Below are 16,397 nucleotides of genomic sequence, written 5' to 3'. Positions count from 1 at the left end.
AATGTCAATAAGACCATAATCCATTATTTCTTAGTATTTTTGTAATTCAACTAAAAAGAAAAATGGAAAAATTAATTGCCCCTTCTATCTTAGCTGCAGATTTTGCAAACCTTCAACGTGATATCGAGATGATAAACGAAAGCGATGCAGACTGGTTTCATATCGATATTATGGATGGTGTTTTTGTACCTAACATTTCTTTCGGGATGCCGGTACTCGAAGCCATTAACCGTCACGCCGGCAAAGTGATCGATGTACATTTAATGATTGTAGACCCAGATCGTTATATTAAAACCTTTTCAGATTTAGGTGCCGATATTCTAACCGTTCATTTTGAAGCTTGCACACACTTACACCGTACGTTACAAGCTATTAAAGCTGAAGGAATGAGAGCCGGAGTAGCTATTAACCCTCATACCAATGTAAGTTTATTAGAAGATGTAATTAACGATATCGATTTGGTATGTATCATGAGCGTGAATCCTGGTTTTGGCGGACAAAGTTTTATCGAGAACACCTACAAGAAAACTCAACAATTAAAAGAGATTATTGTAGACAATCAAGCTAAAACACAAATCGAAATTGACGGCGGTGTAAATAGTGACAATGCTAAAAAGTTAATAGATGCTGGTGCAGATGTATTGGTTGCAGGTAGCTTTGTTTTTAAATCTAAAGACCCTAAAGAAATTGTCAAAAAATTAAAAGAAATTGCTAACTCATAATCAACAAGAAGATTTGTTAGATGTTATTATAATTGGTGGTGGCCCAATTGGTATTGCCTGTGCTATTGAAGCGCAAAAAAGAAATCTTTCTTATGTAGTTATAGAAAAAGGTCCGTTGGTAAACTCTTTATACCATTACCCAACGAATATGACTTTTTTCTCTTCTTCAGAAAAATTAGAGATCGATCAAATTCCTTTTATTAGTAAAAACGCAAAGCCAAGCAAGGCTGAAGCTCTAGAATACTATAGAAGAATTGCAACCTCTAAGAAGCTTGATATTCATTTATTTGAAAAAGTAAATTCAGTTAAAAAAGAAGAGAACAGCTATCATATACATACGAGTAAAAGTGATTACACAGCTAAAAATGTGGTAATCGCCACCGGTTTTTACGACATCCCGAATCATATGAATGTGAAGGGAGAAGATTTACCTAAAGTTAATCATTATTACAACGACCCGCATTATTATTCTAATCAAGATGTGATTGTGGTTGGCGCCAGTAATTCTTCTGTCGATGCGGCTTTAGAAGTTTATCGTAAAGGCGGCCGAGTTACCATGGTTGTTCGTGGTGAAGGTATTGGTGAGCGAGTTAAATATTGGGTTAGACCCGATATTGTAAATCGTATTGAAGAAGGTAGCATAAAGGCCTATTTTAATTCAACAATAAAAGAAATTCGTGAACATGAAGTTGATATTGAAGATGAAAACGGACTCAAAAAAACTTTAAAAAACGACTTTGTATTAGCTTTAACCGGCTATCGCCCTAATTTTAAATTCTTAGAAGAAGTAGGCATTCAGCTTCAAGATAAAGAGAAAAAAATACCGCAATACGATTCACAAACGATGGAAACAAATTTAAAAGGAGTTTACCTAGCCGGAGTAATTTGCGGTGGCTTAGAAACCCATAAGTGGTTTATTGAAAACTCTCGTATTCACGCCAAGATGATTATGGAAAACATCTCTTGTAATTAATAAAAACTATGGAAAATAAATTGGCAGTTTTAATTGATGGCGACAACATTCCATCGGCTTACATTACCGAAATGTTACAGGAAATTGCCAAGTATGGTAACCCTACTATTAAACGTATTTACGGAGATTGGACCAAACCTCATCTTAATAAATGGAAAAACGTTTTGCTTGAAAATGCGGTAAATCCTATTCAGCAATACGCTTATACGCAAGGTAAAAACGCCACCGACTCTGCCATGATCATCGACGCCATGGATATTTTATATTCTAATAAAGTAGATGGTTTTTGCTTGGTTTCTAGCGATAGTGATTTTACTAAACTTGCAACAAGACTTCGAGAAGCCGGTAAAAATGTAATTGGTATTGGTGAAAAGAAAACCCCAGAACCTTTTATCGTTGCTTGTGATAAATTCATCTATCTTGAAATTTTAAAGAACCAAGACAAAGAAGTTGAAAGCAAAAGCTCTTCTAAAACAAAAGATGAAAAGAAAGACGATGTCGATAAGATCACTCCAAAAGTTATAAAACTTATTGCCTCTACAATTTCTGATGTGGCCGATGAAGATGGCTGGGCATTTTTAGGCGATGTAGGAAGTTTACTTCAAAAAAAGCAACCTAATTTTGATAGTCGTAATTACGGGTTTCAAAAGCTTACCCCTATGATTAACTCCATCAACCAATTTGAGATTGAATCTAGAGATAACCAAAAAGGTAGACATAAGCTTATTTACGTAAAAAATAAAGAATAAGATTTAGGACGCTACCCAAATAAATTTGGGTCGGGCTATTCGCTATATCTTTTTATGCTTTTAAAAAGCATAAAAAGGATGCCGCTACTATCCCTAGCGCAAAAACGTTAAATGCTTATTAATAAGTTCTTTATCAAGTTAAATATTTATTATATTCAGAAAAATAAAAAAATAGATATGAAACTTACCTTAGAACAAGCACAAAAAGCTGTAGAAGCTGGGATTAAAAAATCTAAAGAACTTAATTTAAAAATGAACATTGCCGTAGTTGATGCAGGTGCAAACCTAATGGCATTTAATAGAATGGAAGGCGCTTGGTTAGGGTCTATAGATATTGCAATTAAAAAAGCTAAAACTTCTCGTTATTTCGATATGGATACTGGAGAAATAGGAAAACTTTCTCAGCCAGGAAAATCTTTTTTTAGTATAGAGCATTCAAACAACGGTCTTATAACTTTCCCCGGTGGAGTAACTATTGAACATGATGGGGAAGTGATTGGAGCGATAGGAGTATCTGGTAGTTCTGTAGAGAACGATCACCAAGTAGCAAGCGCAGCTAAGAAAGCAATAAGCTAGTTGTTAAAACTTCTCAAATAAAATTAAAGCAGTATATTTTCATACTGCTTTTTTTGTATCCGGCAAAATTATAATTCAGCATTTTTTTCACTTTCGCATAAAACTCAGGAAATTTCTGCCTGAACTCGATCGGGCTTTCAATAAAATATTCTACAAGAACCGCTACAAATTCAAACTCATTTGTAAACGCATATTCTCGAAAATACTTTGTATCTTCTAAGCGCTGCCTAATATTATCGTAAAGTAAAAGCTTTACCAGTTCTTTAGAAGTATCATCAAAAATACTGGCGCTAATATCGTGTTCTTTTTTACTGTTGAATTGAATCACGTGTACCCACTCATGAACAGCTAAATTGATATTATCGCGGTCGCTGGCAAAACCCTCTAAAAAATGTTTCCAAGAGAAAACTAAAGCCCTCATTCTAGGATTAAATTCTCCTTTATGGTAGGCATCATTGATAGTAGAATGATAAACATCTGGGTAAACCAAAATTTTATGAACCGCCGGTAATAGAAAATCGCGCATCCCGAAGGTTAGCATTACCGCCGTGGCAGAAATATAAAGCTTTACTTCATTATTCATATGAAAACCTTCACGTGCTTCAAAAGACTTATCGTTCATAAAAATGATAACCCGATGCTGAAAAAACTTTTGTTGTTTCGGTTTTAAACGATTGTAAAAAGGGAAACGGTCTTTAATAAATCGCTCGTCTTGATAGTTTAGCTTTTTCAGCTTAAAATAAAAATGAATATAAATGGGCTTTTTAAAGAAATGCAAATAAAGCACATCGAATAGAGAGATTGATTTTACAATGATAATCGCAAACATCCCAAGAAAAAAAAGAATGCCAATAAGTGCAATAATAAGATCTTCCATAGCTAGATTTCGAAGATAACAGAAAAATAAATAAACGAGCTTAAGACCTATTGATTTTAAAATTAAAGTCAAGTTGCCTATTTAATAATATTTAGAGTTATTTTCTAAAAACTTGCGTTTCAGCAGAAAAAAGGTTATAATATTCCCAGAACAAACACAACATGCGGGATTTTATAATTATTGGAGCTGCTCAAGCCGGTTTATCGATGGCTTATTATTTAAAGCAATTAAATAAAAAATTTTTAATACTAGATAAAGAAGAAGAAATTGGTGCCAGTTGGCTTAATCGTTGGGATTCTTTAAAACTTTTTACCCCAACAGAATTTAACCATCTTGCCGGGATGGATTTTCCGGCTCGTAAGGGTCACTATCCTAATAAATATGAAGTTGCCGATTATTTTAAAAGCTATGTGAAGAAATTCGATTTTCCGGTTCAACTAAAAACCTTGGTTCGAAAAATTGAAAAGATAGAGGAAAAGTTTTTGGTTTTTACCGATAATGAAACTTTTGAAACCAAACAAGTTATCGTGGCTACAGGACCGTTTCATATACCGTACACGCCGCCTTGTTCTAAACAGATCGATCAATGTGTTTTTCAAATACATAGTAATTATTATAAAAATCCGAGTCAGTTGCAAGAAGGTGCAGCAATGGTTGTTGGTGCCGGCGATAGCGGTTTTCAAATTTTAGATGAAATTTCTAAAGACGGGAGAACCACTTATTTTTCTGGCGATACCGACGTAAAGACACTTCCGCAGGAAATTTTAGGCAAAACGCTTTGGTGGTGGTTCACCAAAACCGGTTTTTTAAGCTTCAGTAAAAAATCGTTTATAGGCAAGCGCATTAGTCATTCTAAACAACCGGTGATTGGTACCGATGTAAAAGAAATTTTAAGCCGAAAAAATGTAATTGCCGTCGGCAGAACCAACGATGCACACGAAGACAAGATCGAAACCGAAAAACAAACCCTTACCGATGTAAAAAATATTGTTTGGGCTACCGGTTACCGCCCTAATTTCTCTTGGATCAAAGGTTTGGAGCTTGATCACGAAGGTTACCCAAAAAACAATCGAGGAGTAAGTAGTATTAAAGGACTTTATTTTATTGGTTTACCTTGGTTACATACAAGAGGTTCTGCAACACTTGGAGGAATACAAAAAGATGCTGAATATTTGGCAACGCAAATAAAAAAGCACGAATTAGAACCGGTTTCAGTTTAATCGCTTGGTCATTTTACCAAAGGTGTTATTAACTTCATTTTTTAATTCTCCTTCATCAATTTGAGTAAGTTCTCCATTTTGTTTTAAAATTTTTCCTTTAGAAGCTACAAAATCGATATTAAAATTTTGAGCTGCTTCAATCACTAATTTTTCAAGTTTATTACCCGAGCTTAGATTAATATGATCTCTATTGATCATAATTAGATCTGCTTGTTTTCCTTCAGTAATAGAACCGGTTTGATCACTAATTCCTAAAATTTTAGCAGCATCGATAGTTGCCATTTTTAATAAACGATGAGAGGCAACACCAAACTCACTCATTGCCTGTGCATTGGCAACATTTTCTAAAAGCTTTAGTGTGTTTAGCAAATTAGAGCTGCCGCTAAGTGCAGTAGAATCTACTCCTACCCCAAGCCTAATATCTTGGTTGACTAATCTATTTACCTGCGGAAAGCCAAAGCCGATACGCATTTCAGAATAAGGTGTCATTGTTATTGAAGCTCCGCTATTTTTTACTGCTGTAATTTCTTCATCGGTAATAGCATTTGCATGAATGATATTTACATCATTACCTAACAGTTGCCATTTCGATAATTGCTGGATTTGATTCTTATCTTTTGGTGTAGAACTCGCGTGTATAGCAATGGGCATATTTAATGCTCGGGCTTGTTCCCAATCTTTCTTCAAATAAGGATAACCAACCGCTCGAGAACCAAAACCAAGTTTTATATCTTCATAACCTTCTTGAGATTTCTTTTGTTGCAATACATTTTCGATTTCTGAGAATGGTGTAGGTTCTTCACTTTTAAGATCACGATAATAGCCATAACTCACACGACCCTTAAGTCCCATTTCTTTTATCGCTTCAAAACTTGCCCAAACAAACTCAGCATTTCTAGCATTATGGTTAAAGTCGTTTATGGTGGTAATCCCGGAATGTATAGCTTCTGCCAATGCAAATTTAGTTGCTAAATACATCGTTTCGGGTTGGTAAAGCTTTCCGTATTCTTCTGTAACTTTAAAATAGGCTTCTTTTTTAGAATTACCAGACATACTTTTAAGTAAAGACGTCCAAGTATGCCAGTGATTATCCATAAGTCCCGGCATCACAATGTGATTACTCCCATCAATTTTTTGAATACCTGAAGATGCTGAAATATGCTCTCCGATTTTCTTGATCTTTCCATTTTCAACTAAGATATCGGTTTGTATTAATTCTCCCAGATCATCATCCATCGTAATAATACTTGAATTCTGAATTAAAAACGCGGAAGAAGTATTATCAATTTTTTTTCGGAAGAATTTGAAAATGAAAGTTGAGGAGCTATAACAGATCCGGCTGTTAACAAACCGGCATTTTTAAGAAAGTTGCGACGAGATTTCATAAGAAAGATTTATTTCAACTAAAAATAAGTCAATCGCTTCAAAGTGAATCTTAATACTTTTATAAATAAAAAAAGCGGTTTAAAAACCGCTTTTTTTTAATTTACTTCTTTAAAAAGTAATGATCTAACGAATATTTACCCGAACCGGTTAGCATTAATAACACATAGCTAAATAGGTATAAAAGTGGTAATTCTTGGTGAGACATTCCGTATGCGGCGTGCACTATAAAAACTGCCACAAGCATTGTAATTACTAAAGGTATAGCCGCTAAACGAGTACCTAAACCTAAAATAATAAGCACAGAACAGATAAATTCTGAAAATACGGCTAGCGCTAAACTTCCTGTTGCTCCAATCCCGATCGGGTCTGCAAATTGTATTTCATCTCCGCTAAAAAACTGCATTAACTTACTATAGCCGTGGGGTAACATTAAAGCAGAAACCCCAATTCTAAAAAGTAAAACCGCTAAATCTGTTGCCGGTAAGCTTAAGTTTGTTCTATATCCCATAATTAATTATTTTAATAAGTCTTTTGCGTTTTTCATACTTTCAGTTACGCGATCTTTCATTTCTCTTACTTCTTCTTTTTCTTCTTCCAACAGAGGTTCGCGCTTTTCATATTCTTCAGAAGTATAAGTAGTATCTTTTAAAGCATTCGGAAATTTCTCTCCAAAATCTCTCATCCAGGTCATCATAAAATCGTGAGCTCCTTTTAATTCTTCGTTCACCACTTTAAATTTTTTACCCGCATCGGTGGTATCGATCTTTGCTTCTGTTTTTTCAATTAAGCTGGAAAGCTCTCCCATTTTTGGCATCACTTCATCGTGTACTGCTAAAATTTCATCTATACTTTCATCGTAATGTATTTTTTCTTTAGAGGGTTTTGGCGTTTCTCCACAGCTTGCTAATAACATTCCGGAAAAAATAAGTAAAAATGTTTTTTTCATGTGTTGAATAAATAAAAATCTGTTAGTTGATAGGCTGAAATCAATTTAACCTAAAGCTCTCTTCAAATTTAAGAAATAAAATAGTTGAAGCCTTACTTTCATTAAAATATAAAATGAAGCAAATTCAACTTGAGAACAATCAAATCCTTACTTTTGCAGTATGATGCAAGAGCAAGAAGTACTCATTATTGGCGGCGGTGCAGCGGGATTTTTTACAGCCATTAATTTAGCTGAAGCCAATCCCGATCTAAAAATCACTATTCTAGAACGTGGTAAAGAAGTGTTAACCAAGGTTAGAATTTCTGGTGGTGGTCGTTGCAATGTAACACACGCAGAATTTATTCCGAAAGAACTTAGCAAAAATTATCCGCGTGGTGAAAAAGAATTATTAGGACCTTTTCATCAATTTATGACCGGCGATACAATTGCTTGGTTTGACGAACGCGGTATTGAATTGAAAACGGAAGAAGACGGAAGAATGTTCCCAATAACCGATTCTTCAGAAACGATTATCGATTGTTTTCTTGCCGAAACCGAACGTTTAAATATTGAAATAAAAACAGGACATTCGGTTCAAGATATTCAGCAAAATAATGATCGCTGGTTGGTAAAAACTTTAAAAGGAGATTTTACGGCAGATCAACTTGTTATGGCAACGGGTAGCAATCCAAAAATCTGGAAGCTTCTAGAAAAACTTGGTCATCAAATTGTACAACCGGTTCCTTCGCTATTTACCTTCAACATTCAAGATCATCGCATTAAAGATCTGGCTGGTATTTCAACTTTTGCACATCTTAAAATCTTAGATGAAAAATTAGAGAGCGACGGCCCATTATTAATCACACATTGGGGTTTAAGCGGACCCGGAATTTTAAAGCTTTCTGCTTGGGGTGCTCGTATTTTAGAAGCGCGTAATTATCATTTTAAAATTCAGGTGAATTGGTTAGGCTATACTACTGCTGAAGAAATTTTAGAAAAAATAAAAAGGCTCAAGCATAAATTTGCAAAGCAACAACTCACCACACACGCACAATTTAATTTACCTAAGCGTTTATGGTTGAGTTTATTGAAAGCCGCTAGATTTCCTGAAGACCAAAAATGGGCAGAATTGAGCAATAAACAAATACACAAATTAGCGCAAGAATTAACGCAATGCCAACTCACCGTGAACGGAAAAAGCACTTTTAAAGAAGAGTTTGTGACAGCCGGCGGAGTAGATCTAAAAGAAATTAATTTTAAAACTTTTGAAAGTAAACTTTACCCTAAACTTTACTTAGCCGGAGAAATTTTGAATATTGATGCGATTACCGGTGGTTTTAATTTTCAAAATGCTTGGACGGGCGGTTTTTTAGCTGCACAAGCCATTGCAAAATCTGTAGTAAATGAAAATTAACCCTTTTGTTCTTTCGTTGATCGCTGCCATTTTTGTGGCTTATCTTTTTCCGCAACTAGGAGATGTTTTGCCTTTGAAGTTATTAACCGATATAGGCATCGGACTTATTTTCTTTTTCTACGGATTAAAACTTTCGGTTTCTGAATTAAAACTTGGGATGAGCAATTACAAATTGCACGTGCTCATACAACTCACCACTTTTTTAGTATTTCCAGCCTTGGTTTTTATTGCCTATCCATTTCTAAAAGATACGGCAGCAGAAGAATATTGGCTGGCTTTTTTCTTTTTAGCAGCATTACCCTCGACCGTTTCATCTTCGGTGGTGATGGTTTCGTTAGCAAAAGGAAATATACCGGCAGCAATTTTTAATGCAAGTTTATCGGGAATTATCGGCGTGATTATCACTCCGTTTTGGTTAGGTTTTTTCTTAGACGCTTCTGAAGGTTTTAGCTTTGCCGACGTATTTTTAAAACTACTTTACCAAATTATTATTCCGCTTATCTTAGGTTTTGCGCTACATCGAATCTTAGAAAGTTTTGTAAATCGCTACAAAAGCAAACTCAGTTTATTCGATAAATCGATTATCGTTTTAATTGTTTACGATAGTTTTAGCAAATCTTTCGCGGCTAAAATTTTTAACGATTTAAGTATTCTTGATCTCGGGTTGATCTTACTAGGAATTTTAGCGATTTTCTTTGCCGTTTTCGGACTCTCAGGTTGGATTTCGCAACTATTTGGTTTTAATAGAGAAGATAAAATTACCGCTCGATTTTGCGGTACAAAAAAATCTTTGGTTCACGGTTCGGTGATGGCAAAGATCATTTTTGGGAATTCTGCCGGTGCAGGTTTGTTTTTATTACCGATTATGCTTTTTCATATAAGTCAGCTAATTCTGATCTCTATTTTTGCTGAACGTTATGCGAAAGAGGTTGAATATTAATGCGGATTAAATTCCGGATTAAATTTTCGCTTTCTGCGATTGACTAATTTTCTTTTTAGCTGAAAATAAAACAGTGAACCCACTACCGGAAAAAACAAAATCATTAGCAAAGCTAAGGTTGACTTTGCAGGATCTTTAAATGTTCGACGTGAAGTCGCTAGGTCAATCATCGCCCACAACCATAAAACGATACTCAGTAAAACGGCAATTGGTAAGATATAATTCATTATTTATTAGTTTTAAAATTTTTAATTTTCTAGAATAAATCCAGTTTTCTCAAATTTAAAAAAATTAAAACTTAAGCCTGATGATCTTTATTGAAAAAGGCAGAAGCATCAAATTGAATTAAATGATTTCTTCTAAATAAATATAATAACGGTGTTAACCAAGGAAGAATAAACATACTTAAGATCCAAAAACCTTTGTTGATTAATTCTTGCTGAAGAATATCGGCCATAATAATTACCCAAGAAACCCCAGAAACAAATAAACCAAAGGTTAATAACTCTCCGCCAAAATTAAAATGCATAATTTTAGAGAAAGCTCCTAATAGAATAAATAAGATTCCTGCGATCACCATACCGCCCACTAATTTTTTACTAACTTGTAGTTCTGAATTCGACATATCTCATTGATTTTAGGTTAAAATACAAAAATATTCTTAAATCGACAAAGATTTTGTTAAGCTACCGTTAATGTATAAGCTTTACGATAAAAAATTATTGCGTTAGGGATAGACGCGATATCCTTTTTTAATTTCTGCCCAAGCAGTGATTAAAAAAGATTAAGCAGATAGCCCGACCCAACGGGTAACGCCCTAATCATTATTCAGGTTTTCTTTTTTAATTTCTTGGGCAAGTAAAGTATTTCCGTTTTTAGATAAATGCTGAATTACATTTTTTACATTTTTCGTCGATGAACCTTGATGATGCTTGGCAATGGCTTTAACCTGAAGTGGCTTAGCCCAAAAACCGGTAATTAACGGTAAATGATCATTCACTAAAGGCTTAGGCAGGTTTTTGTAAAATAAAGGTTGCTCTTGATCTTTTTCGAAATGATTCACCAATTTATCTAATGAATTTTCTAACTCTGCAGTGGTTTGCAACTCGATTTCGACCGAAACGTGAACTGCAGAATAATCCCAAGTGCTAATGTCTTTTTGCTCGTACCAAGAAGAGGAAACGTAAGCGTGATTCCCTTGAAAAATAAACAAAGCTTTTGCACCGTTTTTTAAGGCTGTAAATAGCTCGTTATGGTTGGCGATATGGCTAAATAATCTAAAATTTTCAGCATTGCCATCTACCAAAACAGGAATATGCGTGGCTTGCAATTCTTCTTGTTGGATCACAAACGTAGCAAACGGATGCTGCTGAATGAATTTGAATATATACGGATCTTGCTTTTTATATTTCTTAGGTTGGTACATTAGCGCGTCACATCGGTTAACAGCCAATCTTCTAATTCTTTGTTGGCATCATTGGTATGTAACACAGAAATATCGCCGGTACTTTCAAAAACTACCGCTCTAACTTCAGCTAAATTGAGTACGTTGGCTTCTCTAAGCTTTGCTTTTAGATCGTCTTCAGTTACGTTAGCTTTTTTAAGATTATGGTGTAAAATTTCAGTTTTATCCATTAAAAGCAAAGAAGTATTATCGAGCATTTTTTTTAAAGCTTCTACCCTTCTTAATTTTGAAGCTATCCACTGTATAACGTATAGTAATAATAAAGCAAAGCCACCTTGTACTAAACTTACATTTTTTAAAATGATTGTTGAAGCAATCACCGAACCTATCGCAATAGTAACCGCAAAATCTAAACTCGACATTTTAGCAAAGCTTCGTTTTCCTACAATTCGTGTAAATAAAAACACTAAAAAATAGATCACAAAACACGTAATGGCGATTGCAAAAATTGAGGTTGTAGAAGCTTCAAACCACTTTTCCATAATTATCTCTTTTATTTGAAAATTGAAGATAATTTAGTTCACTACCAATTGAGTTTGCTTTAGTAAAACTTTATCAGTTTAAACGCCAGATTTCAAAATTTACGATCGCTGTATAAGCAATCCATAACGTATAAGGTATTAATAAATAGGCTGCAGAAGGTTTTACGACTTTAAACCATTTTACTGTAAAAAGTAGCAATACAAACAATGCTAAAGTGAGTAAGAAACTTAGCATCAACATTTTCATTTCAAAAAAAGTAAGAAACCAAGCGGCAGTCAATAAAATCTGAAAACCAAAATGATACAAGGCTGTCTTTACCCAAATATGATGCAAACCTCTACTCCACACAATTCCTGCTGCGATGCCCATCAACGCAAAATTGATTAACCAAAGTGAAGTATACAACCAATCGGGTACGGTAAAAGATGGCTTATTGATCACTGCCAACCAATCGTGCAACACACTTTGTATAGCAAGTGTGCTTAAAAAACCTATTAATACGCAAGCAAACGTACTGGCTAAGATTTTAAGGTAGTTAGGTTTTCTATTCATGAGTTATTGGCTTAGTCGAGTTCTAATTTAGAATTATTTTTGAATTTCTACAACCACAAGCCATACGTATTCGTTTATATTTGTACAAATCTTTAAAGTAATGACGATAGCTGAGTTTGTTCTAACAAAACCTGAAAAGCAATTACCGGCAGGTAAAGTAACCTGGGAGTCTCCCAGCAATATTGCTTTGGTTAAATATTGGGGAAAGTATGGCGAACAATTACCAAAAAACCCATCGGTTAGTTTTACGCTTAACAATTGTAAAACCACCACAACACTTGAATATCGACCTATAAGTGCTACTGAAAATTTTTCTTTTGAAGTTTTTTTAGAGGAAGAAAAAGCACCTTCGTTTGAACCAAAGATCAAAACGTTTTTAGAAAGAATTGAAGCTTATTTACCTTTTTTAAAGCAATATCATTTTACGATAAAAACCTCCAATTCTTTTCCGCATAGTAGCGGTATCGCCTCTTCTGCCAGCGGAATGAGCGCTTTAGCTTGTTGTTTAATGAGCTTAGAAAAAGAACTAAATCCTGAAATTACTTCAGCTTACTTCGATAAAAAAGCATCGTTTTTAGCTCGATTAGGTTCAGGTAGTGCTGCCAGAAGTATCGAAGAAAATTTAGTGGTTTGGGGAGAACATCCAAAAGTTGAAAACAGCAGTAATTTATACGGCACTCCGTATCCTTACGAGATTCATCCGGTTTTTAAAACCTATCAAGACACCATTTTATTAGTCGATAAAGGCGAAAAAACGGTGAGTAGCACCGTTGGCCACGGATTAATGCACGATCATCCTTATGCGGAAGCTAGATTTCAGCAAGCTTTTGATAATTTAGAAAAACTTCAGCCTATTTTTAAATCTGGAGATTTAGATACGTTTATTAATCTTGTTGAAAGCGAAGCATTAACGTTGCACGCGATGATGATGAGTAGCAATCCGTATTTTATTTTAATGAAACCCAACACTTTAGAAATTATTCATAAAATCTGGAAGTATCGAAACGAAACCGGTTCTAAATTATGCTTTACCTTAGATGCCGGCGCGAATGTGCATTTGTTATATCCTGAAAATGAAAAAATTAAAGTTTTAGATTTCATTAAGAACCAGTTAGTTGCACATTGTCAAAATGCTCAGTATATTTGTGATAATGTTGGAACAGGAGCAAAACAATTAGCTTAAGCTTTTAACGGAATACTTGATTATGAAAGGACCTTTATTTTATTCTAAGATTTTATTGTTTGGAGAGTACGGAATCATCAAAGATTCTAAGGGTTTATCGATACCTTATAACTTTTACAACGGCGCTTTAAAAATTGATAGTGATCTTTCTGAAGTGCAACAAAAATCAAACAATAACCTGAAGCGTTTTGCCAATTATTTAGCAGAACTACAAACTTCAAATCCTAATTTGGTTCAATTCAACTTAGAAGAATTAACAAAAGATATTGAAGCAGGAATGTACTTTGACAGTAGCATTCCGCAAGGTTACGGTGTAGGAAGTAGCGGTGCTTTAGTTGCAGCGATCTACGATAAATATGCCAAGAATAAAATTACCGTTCTAGAAAACTTAAGCCGAGAAAAACTGTTGAAACTGAAAAAGATCTTTGGGCAAATGGAATCATTTTTCCACGGAAAATCTTCAGGACTCGATCCATTAAACAGTTATTTAAGCTTACCTATTCTTATCAATTCTAAAGATAATATTGAAGCAGCAGGAATTCCTTCACAGTCAAAAGAAGGTAAAGGCGCTGTATTTTTATTAGACAGCGGGATGGTTGGTGAAACCGCTCCGTTAGTCAACCTTTTTATGGAAAACCTGAAACAAGAAGGTTTTCGTAAAATGCTAAAAGATAAATTTGTAAAACACACCGATGCTTGTGTAGAAGATTTTATGAAAGGTGATGTGAAGTCTTTATTCTCAAACATCAAGCAACTTTCTCACGTAGTGTTAGATAACTTTAAACCAATGATCCCGAAGCAATTTCACAATCTTTGGAAAGAAGGTATCGATACCGGAGCTTATTATTTAAAGCTTTGTGGCTCAGGTGGCGGCGGTTATATTTTAGGTTTTACTGAAGATATTGATAAAGCCAGAACAGCGCTAAAAAACCATAACCTAGAAGTCGTTTACACTTTCTAAAACCCCTTCTCTATTCTTATGGGGATGCTTTCACGTAAAAACAAACTGGTATTACTAAAACTGGCAAGTTTGTTTTCAGTTGTGCGCGGTTACAATATTTTAATTCTATTTATTGCGCAATATTTAGCATCGATTTATATTCTCGCACCAGAAAAACCTTTACGAGAAGTACTTTTTGACGTGAATCTTTTTGTACTGGTGATCGCTTGTACTTTTGCCATTGCCTCTGGTTATTTAATCAATAATTTTTATGATGCTGAAAAAGACCTTATCAATCGGCCGCATAAAACTTTGCTCGACAATTACATTAGCCAGAAAACGAAATTGGCAATTTATTTTATTCTGAATTTCCTCTCAGTGATTTTAGCGAGTTACGTGTCGTTTAAAGCCGTAATTTTCTTTTCGCTCTTTATCTTTTTTCTTTGGTTATATTCTCACAAACTTAAGAAATACCCATTTATTGGTACGTTAGTCGCTTCAATTTTAGCGATTACGCCATTTTTTGCGGTATTTGTGTATTACCACAATTTCGATATGGTGATTTTTGTGCACGCCACTTTTCTATTTTTAATCATCTCGATTCGAGAGCTCACCAAAGATCTCGAAAATTTAAAAGGTGATCTAACACAAGATTATCACACCATTCCTGTGGTTTACGGGGTAAAGGTTTCAAAAGTTATTTTAAGCCTTTTAGTAGCGTTAACCTTGATACCGACGCTGATCTTAATTTCCAATAAATTTGAGATTGGTTATATGCATTATTACTTTTTGCTGAGCTTTATTTTAATGATCATTTTTCTGTTCTTCCTTTGGAAATCTTCTTCAAAACTTCAATATACCTTACTTCATAATTTATTAAAGCTCATTATCGTGATTGGTGTTTTCAGTATTTTATTAATCGATATCGACGTCGTGTTAAATCGTGTTCTATAATTATTGCTGAATAAAATTTTATTCCGAAGAAATTAATTCACTGTAAATCAATACTTAATTAATAATTCTTCAGCCCTTAGAAATCATTTATTAAATGTACCTTTGCAAAAAATTTCAACTATGGGCAATTCAAGAAATCAAGGAAAAGGAAATATGAAGAAGAACAAGCCTTTTAATCAAAAGAAAAAGCCGACGCAAAAAATTGCGGTCGATAAACAAGTAAAAGACCCGGAAGCGGGAATGCGTCTTAATAAATACATTGCCAATGCAGGAATTTGTAGCCGTCGCGATGCCGATATTTATATTGCAGCGGGAAGCGTTCGTGTAAATGGTGAAGTAGTTACAGAAATGGGTCATAAAGTAAAACTCACCGACGAGGTGAAGTTTGACGGCCGCAGAATTAGTCCTGAAAGAAAAGAATACGTTTTATTGAACAAACCTTCTGGCTTTTACGTAACTGGAAGTTTAGAGCGTAATAATCGTACGGTGATGGATTTAATTGCCAATGCTTCTAATTCTAAATTAGATCCTGTTGGTAAATTAGAAACCAGCACTACCGGATTGCTATTATTTACCAACGATGGTACGATGGCAAAAAGCTTAGGAAGCACCAAAACCAGAGTAAGACAAATTTATCACGTAACGCTCAATAAAAACTTAGATCAAGAAGACTTAGACCGTATTCAAGATGGTAAAGTAATTTTAGAAGATGGTAAAGTAATTGTCGACGAGATTAGTTATGTAGACAATAAACCAAAACGTGAAGTTGGTATAGAACTACAAAGCACGAAGCCACACATTGTACAACGTACTTTCAAAAAATTAGGCTACGAAATTGAAAAATTAGACCGTGTGGTTTTTGGCGGATTAACTAAAAAAGATTTACCAAGAGGTCGCTACAGACACCTTACTAAGCAAGAAGTAATTAACTTAGGAATGTTATAGAACTAAGTTTTTAAAGAAATTCGAAAGCCTTTTGATTAATTATTCAAAAGGCTTTTTTTATTTTAAATTTTAACATTTCGACTATTCCACAAG

21 protein-coding genes are annotated in these 16,397 nt (G+C 34.5%); 11 read left to right on the top strand and 10 right to left on the bottom strand.

From position 1 onward, the window contains the following. Positions 1-62 precede the first annotated feature (62 nt). The 4 genes from rpe to G551_RS0113975 all read left to right on the top strand — a co-directional run bounded on the left by rpe (position 63) and on the right by G551_RS0113975 (position 3,020). Positions 63-722, top strand: a complete 660-nt coding sequence (rpe, locus tag G551_RS0113990) for a ribulose-phosphate 3-epimerase (protein WP_036243971.1) — start codon at positions 63-65, stop codon at positions 720-722. Next, complete coding sequence (locus tag G551_RS0113985; RefSeq protein ID WP_027886141.1) at positions 709-1,695, top strand: YpdA family putative bacillithiol disulfide reductase; 987 nt, start codon at positions 709-711, stop codon at positions 1,693-1,695. Before rpe ends, G551_RS0113985 begins: the two co-directional genes overlap by 14 nt. An 8-nt stretch (positions 1,696-1,703) precedes the next feature. Further along, positions 1,704-2,444, top strand: coding sequence for an NYN domain-containing protein (locus G551_RS0113980; protein ID WP_027886140.1), 741 nt, complete (start codon positions 1,704-1,706; stop codon positions 2,442-2,444). A 177-nt stretch (positions 2,445-2,621) separates the two neighbouring features. Then, entirely contained in the window at positions 2,622-3,020 is a 399-nt protein-coding gene (locus G551_RS0113975; protein WP_027886139.1) for a GlcG/HbpS family heme-binding protein, read from the top strand. Positions 3,021-3,033: 13 nt separating this feature from the next. Here the strand turns inward: G551_RS0113975 and G551_RS15985 are convergent, their stop codons facing one another. Next, positions 3,034-3,897, bottom strand: a complete 864-nt coding sequence (locus G551_RS15985) for a zinc-dependent peptidase (RefSeq protein ID WP_051191415.1) — start codon at positions 3,895-3,897, stop codon at positions 3,034-3,036. A gap of 161 nt (positions 3,898-4,058) precedes the next feature. Between G551_RS15985 and G551_RS0113965 the strand changes: the two genes are divergently transcribed. Next, positions 4,059-5,117 (top strand): flavin-containing monooxygenase, encoded by a 1,059-nt coding sequence (locus G551_RS0113965; RefSeq protein WP_027886138.1) that lies wholly within the window; start codon positions 4,059-4,061, stop codon positions 5,115-5,117. Here G551_RS0113965 and G551_RS0113960 read toward each other — a convergent pair. From G551_RS0113960 to G551_RS0113950, 4 genes are all read right to left on the bottom strand, one after another. Then, entirely contained in the window at positions 5,109-6,353 is a 1,245-nt protein-coding gene (locus G551_RS0113960; protein WP_027886137.1) for an amidohydrolase family protein, read from the bottom strand. The two genes, G551_RS0113965 and G551_RS0113960, sit on opposite strands and share 9 nt — an antisense overlap. 23 nt (positions 6,354-6,376) lie before the next feature. Continuing rightward, positions 6,377-6,502 (bottom strand): twin-arginine translocation signal domain-containing protein, encoded by a 126-nt coding sequence (locus G551_RS16990; RefSeq protein WP_084626419.1) that lies wholly within the window; start codon positions 6,500-6,502, stop codon positions 6,377-6,379. Between the two features lie 101 nt (positions 6,503-6,603). Continuing rightward, complete coding sequence (locus G551_RS0113955; RefSeq protein WP_027886136.1) at positions 6,604-7,011, bottom strand: DoxX family protein; 408 nt, start codon at positions 7,009-7,011, stop codon at positions 6,604-6,606. A gap of 6 nt (positions 7,012-7,017) precedes the next feature. After that, complete coding sequence (locus G551_RS0113950; protein WP_027886135.1) at positions 7,018-7,449, bottom strand: hypothetical protein; 432 nt, start codon at positions 7,447-7,449, stop codon at positions 7,018-7,020. 163 nt (positions 7,450-7,612) lie between these two features. On the opposite strand from G551_RS0113950, the gene G551_RS0113945 reads away from it, so the two are divergent. Both G551_RS0113945 and G551_RS0113940 read left to right on the top strand, forming a co-directional pair. Continuing rightward, positions 7,613-8,842, top strand: a complete 1,230-nt coding sequence (locus tag G551_RS0113945) for a BaiN/RdsA family NAD(P)/FAD-dependent oxidoreductase (RefSeq protein WP_027886134.1) — start codon at positions 7,613-7,615, stop codon at positions 8,840-8,842. Beyond that, positions 8,832-9,782, top strand: a complete 951-nt coding sequence (locus tag G551_RS0113940) for a bile acid:sodium symporter family protein (protein WP_027886133.1) — start codon at positions 8,832-8,834, stop codon at positions 9,780-9,782. The genes G551_RS0113945 and G551_RS0113940 overlap by 11 nt, the downstream gene beginning before the upstream one ends. Here G551_RS0113940 and G551_RS0113935 read toward each other — a convergent pair. From G551_RS0113935 to G551_RS0113915, 5 genes are all read right to left on the bottom strand, one after another. Further along, positions 9,779-10,009 (bottom strand): PLD nuclease N-terminal domain-containing protein, encoded by a 231-nt coding sequence (locus tag G551_RS0113935; protein ID WP_027886132.1) that lies wholly within the window; start codon positions 10,007-10,009, stop codon positions 9,779-9,781. The genes G551_RS0113940 and G551_RS0113935 overlap by 4 nt on opposite strands. Before the next feature lie 71 nt (positions 10,010-10,080). Next, a complete protein-coding gene (locus G551_RS0113930) occupies positions 10,081-10,407 on the bottom strand; it encodes a PLDc N-terminal domain-containing protein (RefSeq protein WP_027886131.1) in 327 nt (108 codons plus the stop codon). Between the two features lie 192 nt (positions 10,408-10,599). Beyond that, the gene (locus G551_RS0113925; RefSeq protein ID WP_229797278.1) at positions 10,600-11,235 is read right to left on the bottom strand and encodes an FMN-binding negative transcriptional regulator; all 636 of its coding nucleotides are present in this window, start codon (positions 11,233-11,235) and stop codon (positions 10,600-10,602) included. Continuing rightward, positions 11,208-11,729 (bottom strand): DUF421 domain-containing protein, encoded by a 522-nt coding sequence (locus tag G551_RS0113920; RefSeq protein WP_027886129.1) that lies wholly within the window; start codon positions 11,727-11,729, stop codon positions 11,208-11,210. Before G551_RS0113920 ends, G551_RS0113925 begins: the two co-directional genes overlap by 28 nt. A gap of 73 nt (positions 11,730-11,802) precedes the next feature. Next, a complete protein-coding gene (locus G551_RS0113915; protein ID WP_036243969.1) occupies positions 11,803-12,282 on the bottom strand; it encodes a TspO/MBR family protein in 480 nt (159 codons plus the stop codon). A 100-nt stretch (positions 12,283-12,382) separates the two neighbouring features. On the opposite strand from G551_RS0113915, the gene G551_RS0113910 reads away from it, so the two are divergent. The 4 genes from G551_RS0113910 (at position 12,383) to G551_RS0113895 (ending at position 16,304) form a co-directional block, all read left to right on the top strand. Further along, positions 12,383-13,465 carry a diphosphomevalonate/mevalonate 3,5-bisphosphate decarboxylase family protein gene (locus G551_RS0113910; protein ID WP_027886127.1) on the top strand — a complete coding sequence of 361 codons (1,083 nt, stop codon included), beginning with the start codon at positions 12,383-12,385 and terminating at the stop codon, positions 13,463-13,465. A 22-nt stretch (positions 13,466-13,487) separates the two neighbouring features. Then, positions 13,488-14,426: a mevalonate kinase family protein gene (locus G551_RS0113905; RefSeq protein WP_027886126.1), complete on the top strand. Its 939-nt coding sequence runs from the start codon at positions 13,488-13,490 to the stop codon at positions 14,424-14,426. Between the two features lie 24 nt (positions 14,427-14,450). Beyond that, positions 14,451-15,359: a geranylgeranylglycerol-phosphate geranylgeranyltransferase gene (locus G551_RS0113900; protein ID WP_027886125.1), complete on the top strand. Its 909-nt coding sequence runs from the start codon at positions 14,451-14,453 to the stop codon at positions 15,357-15,359. A 120-nt stretch (positions 15,360-15,479) separates the two neighbouring features. Further along, positions 15,480-16,304: a pseudouridine synthase gene (locus G551_RS0113895; RefSeq protein ID WP_373294421.1), complete on the top strand. Its 825-nt coding sequence runs from the start codon at positions 15,480-15,482 to the stop codon at positions 16,302-16,304. The last annotated feature ends 93 nt before the right edge of the window (positions 16,305-16,397 follow it).

The organism is Mesonia mobilis DSM 19841, from assembly GCF_000423405.1.
Classification (GTDB): Bacteria; Bacteroidota; Bacteroidia; order Flavobacteriales; family Flavobacteriaceae; genus Mesonia; species Mesonia mobilis.
The sequence above is the reverse complement of the archived record's forward strand: the minus strand, read 5'-3'. Positions and strand labels throughout refer to the sequence as shown.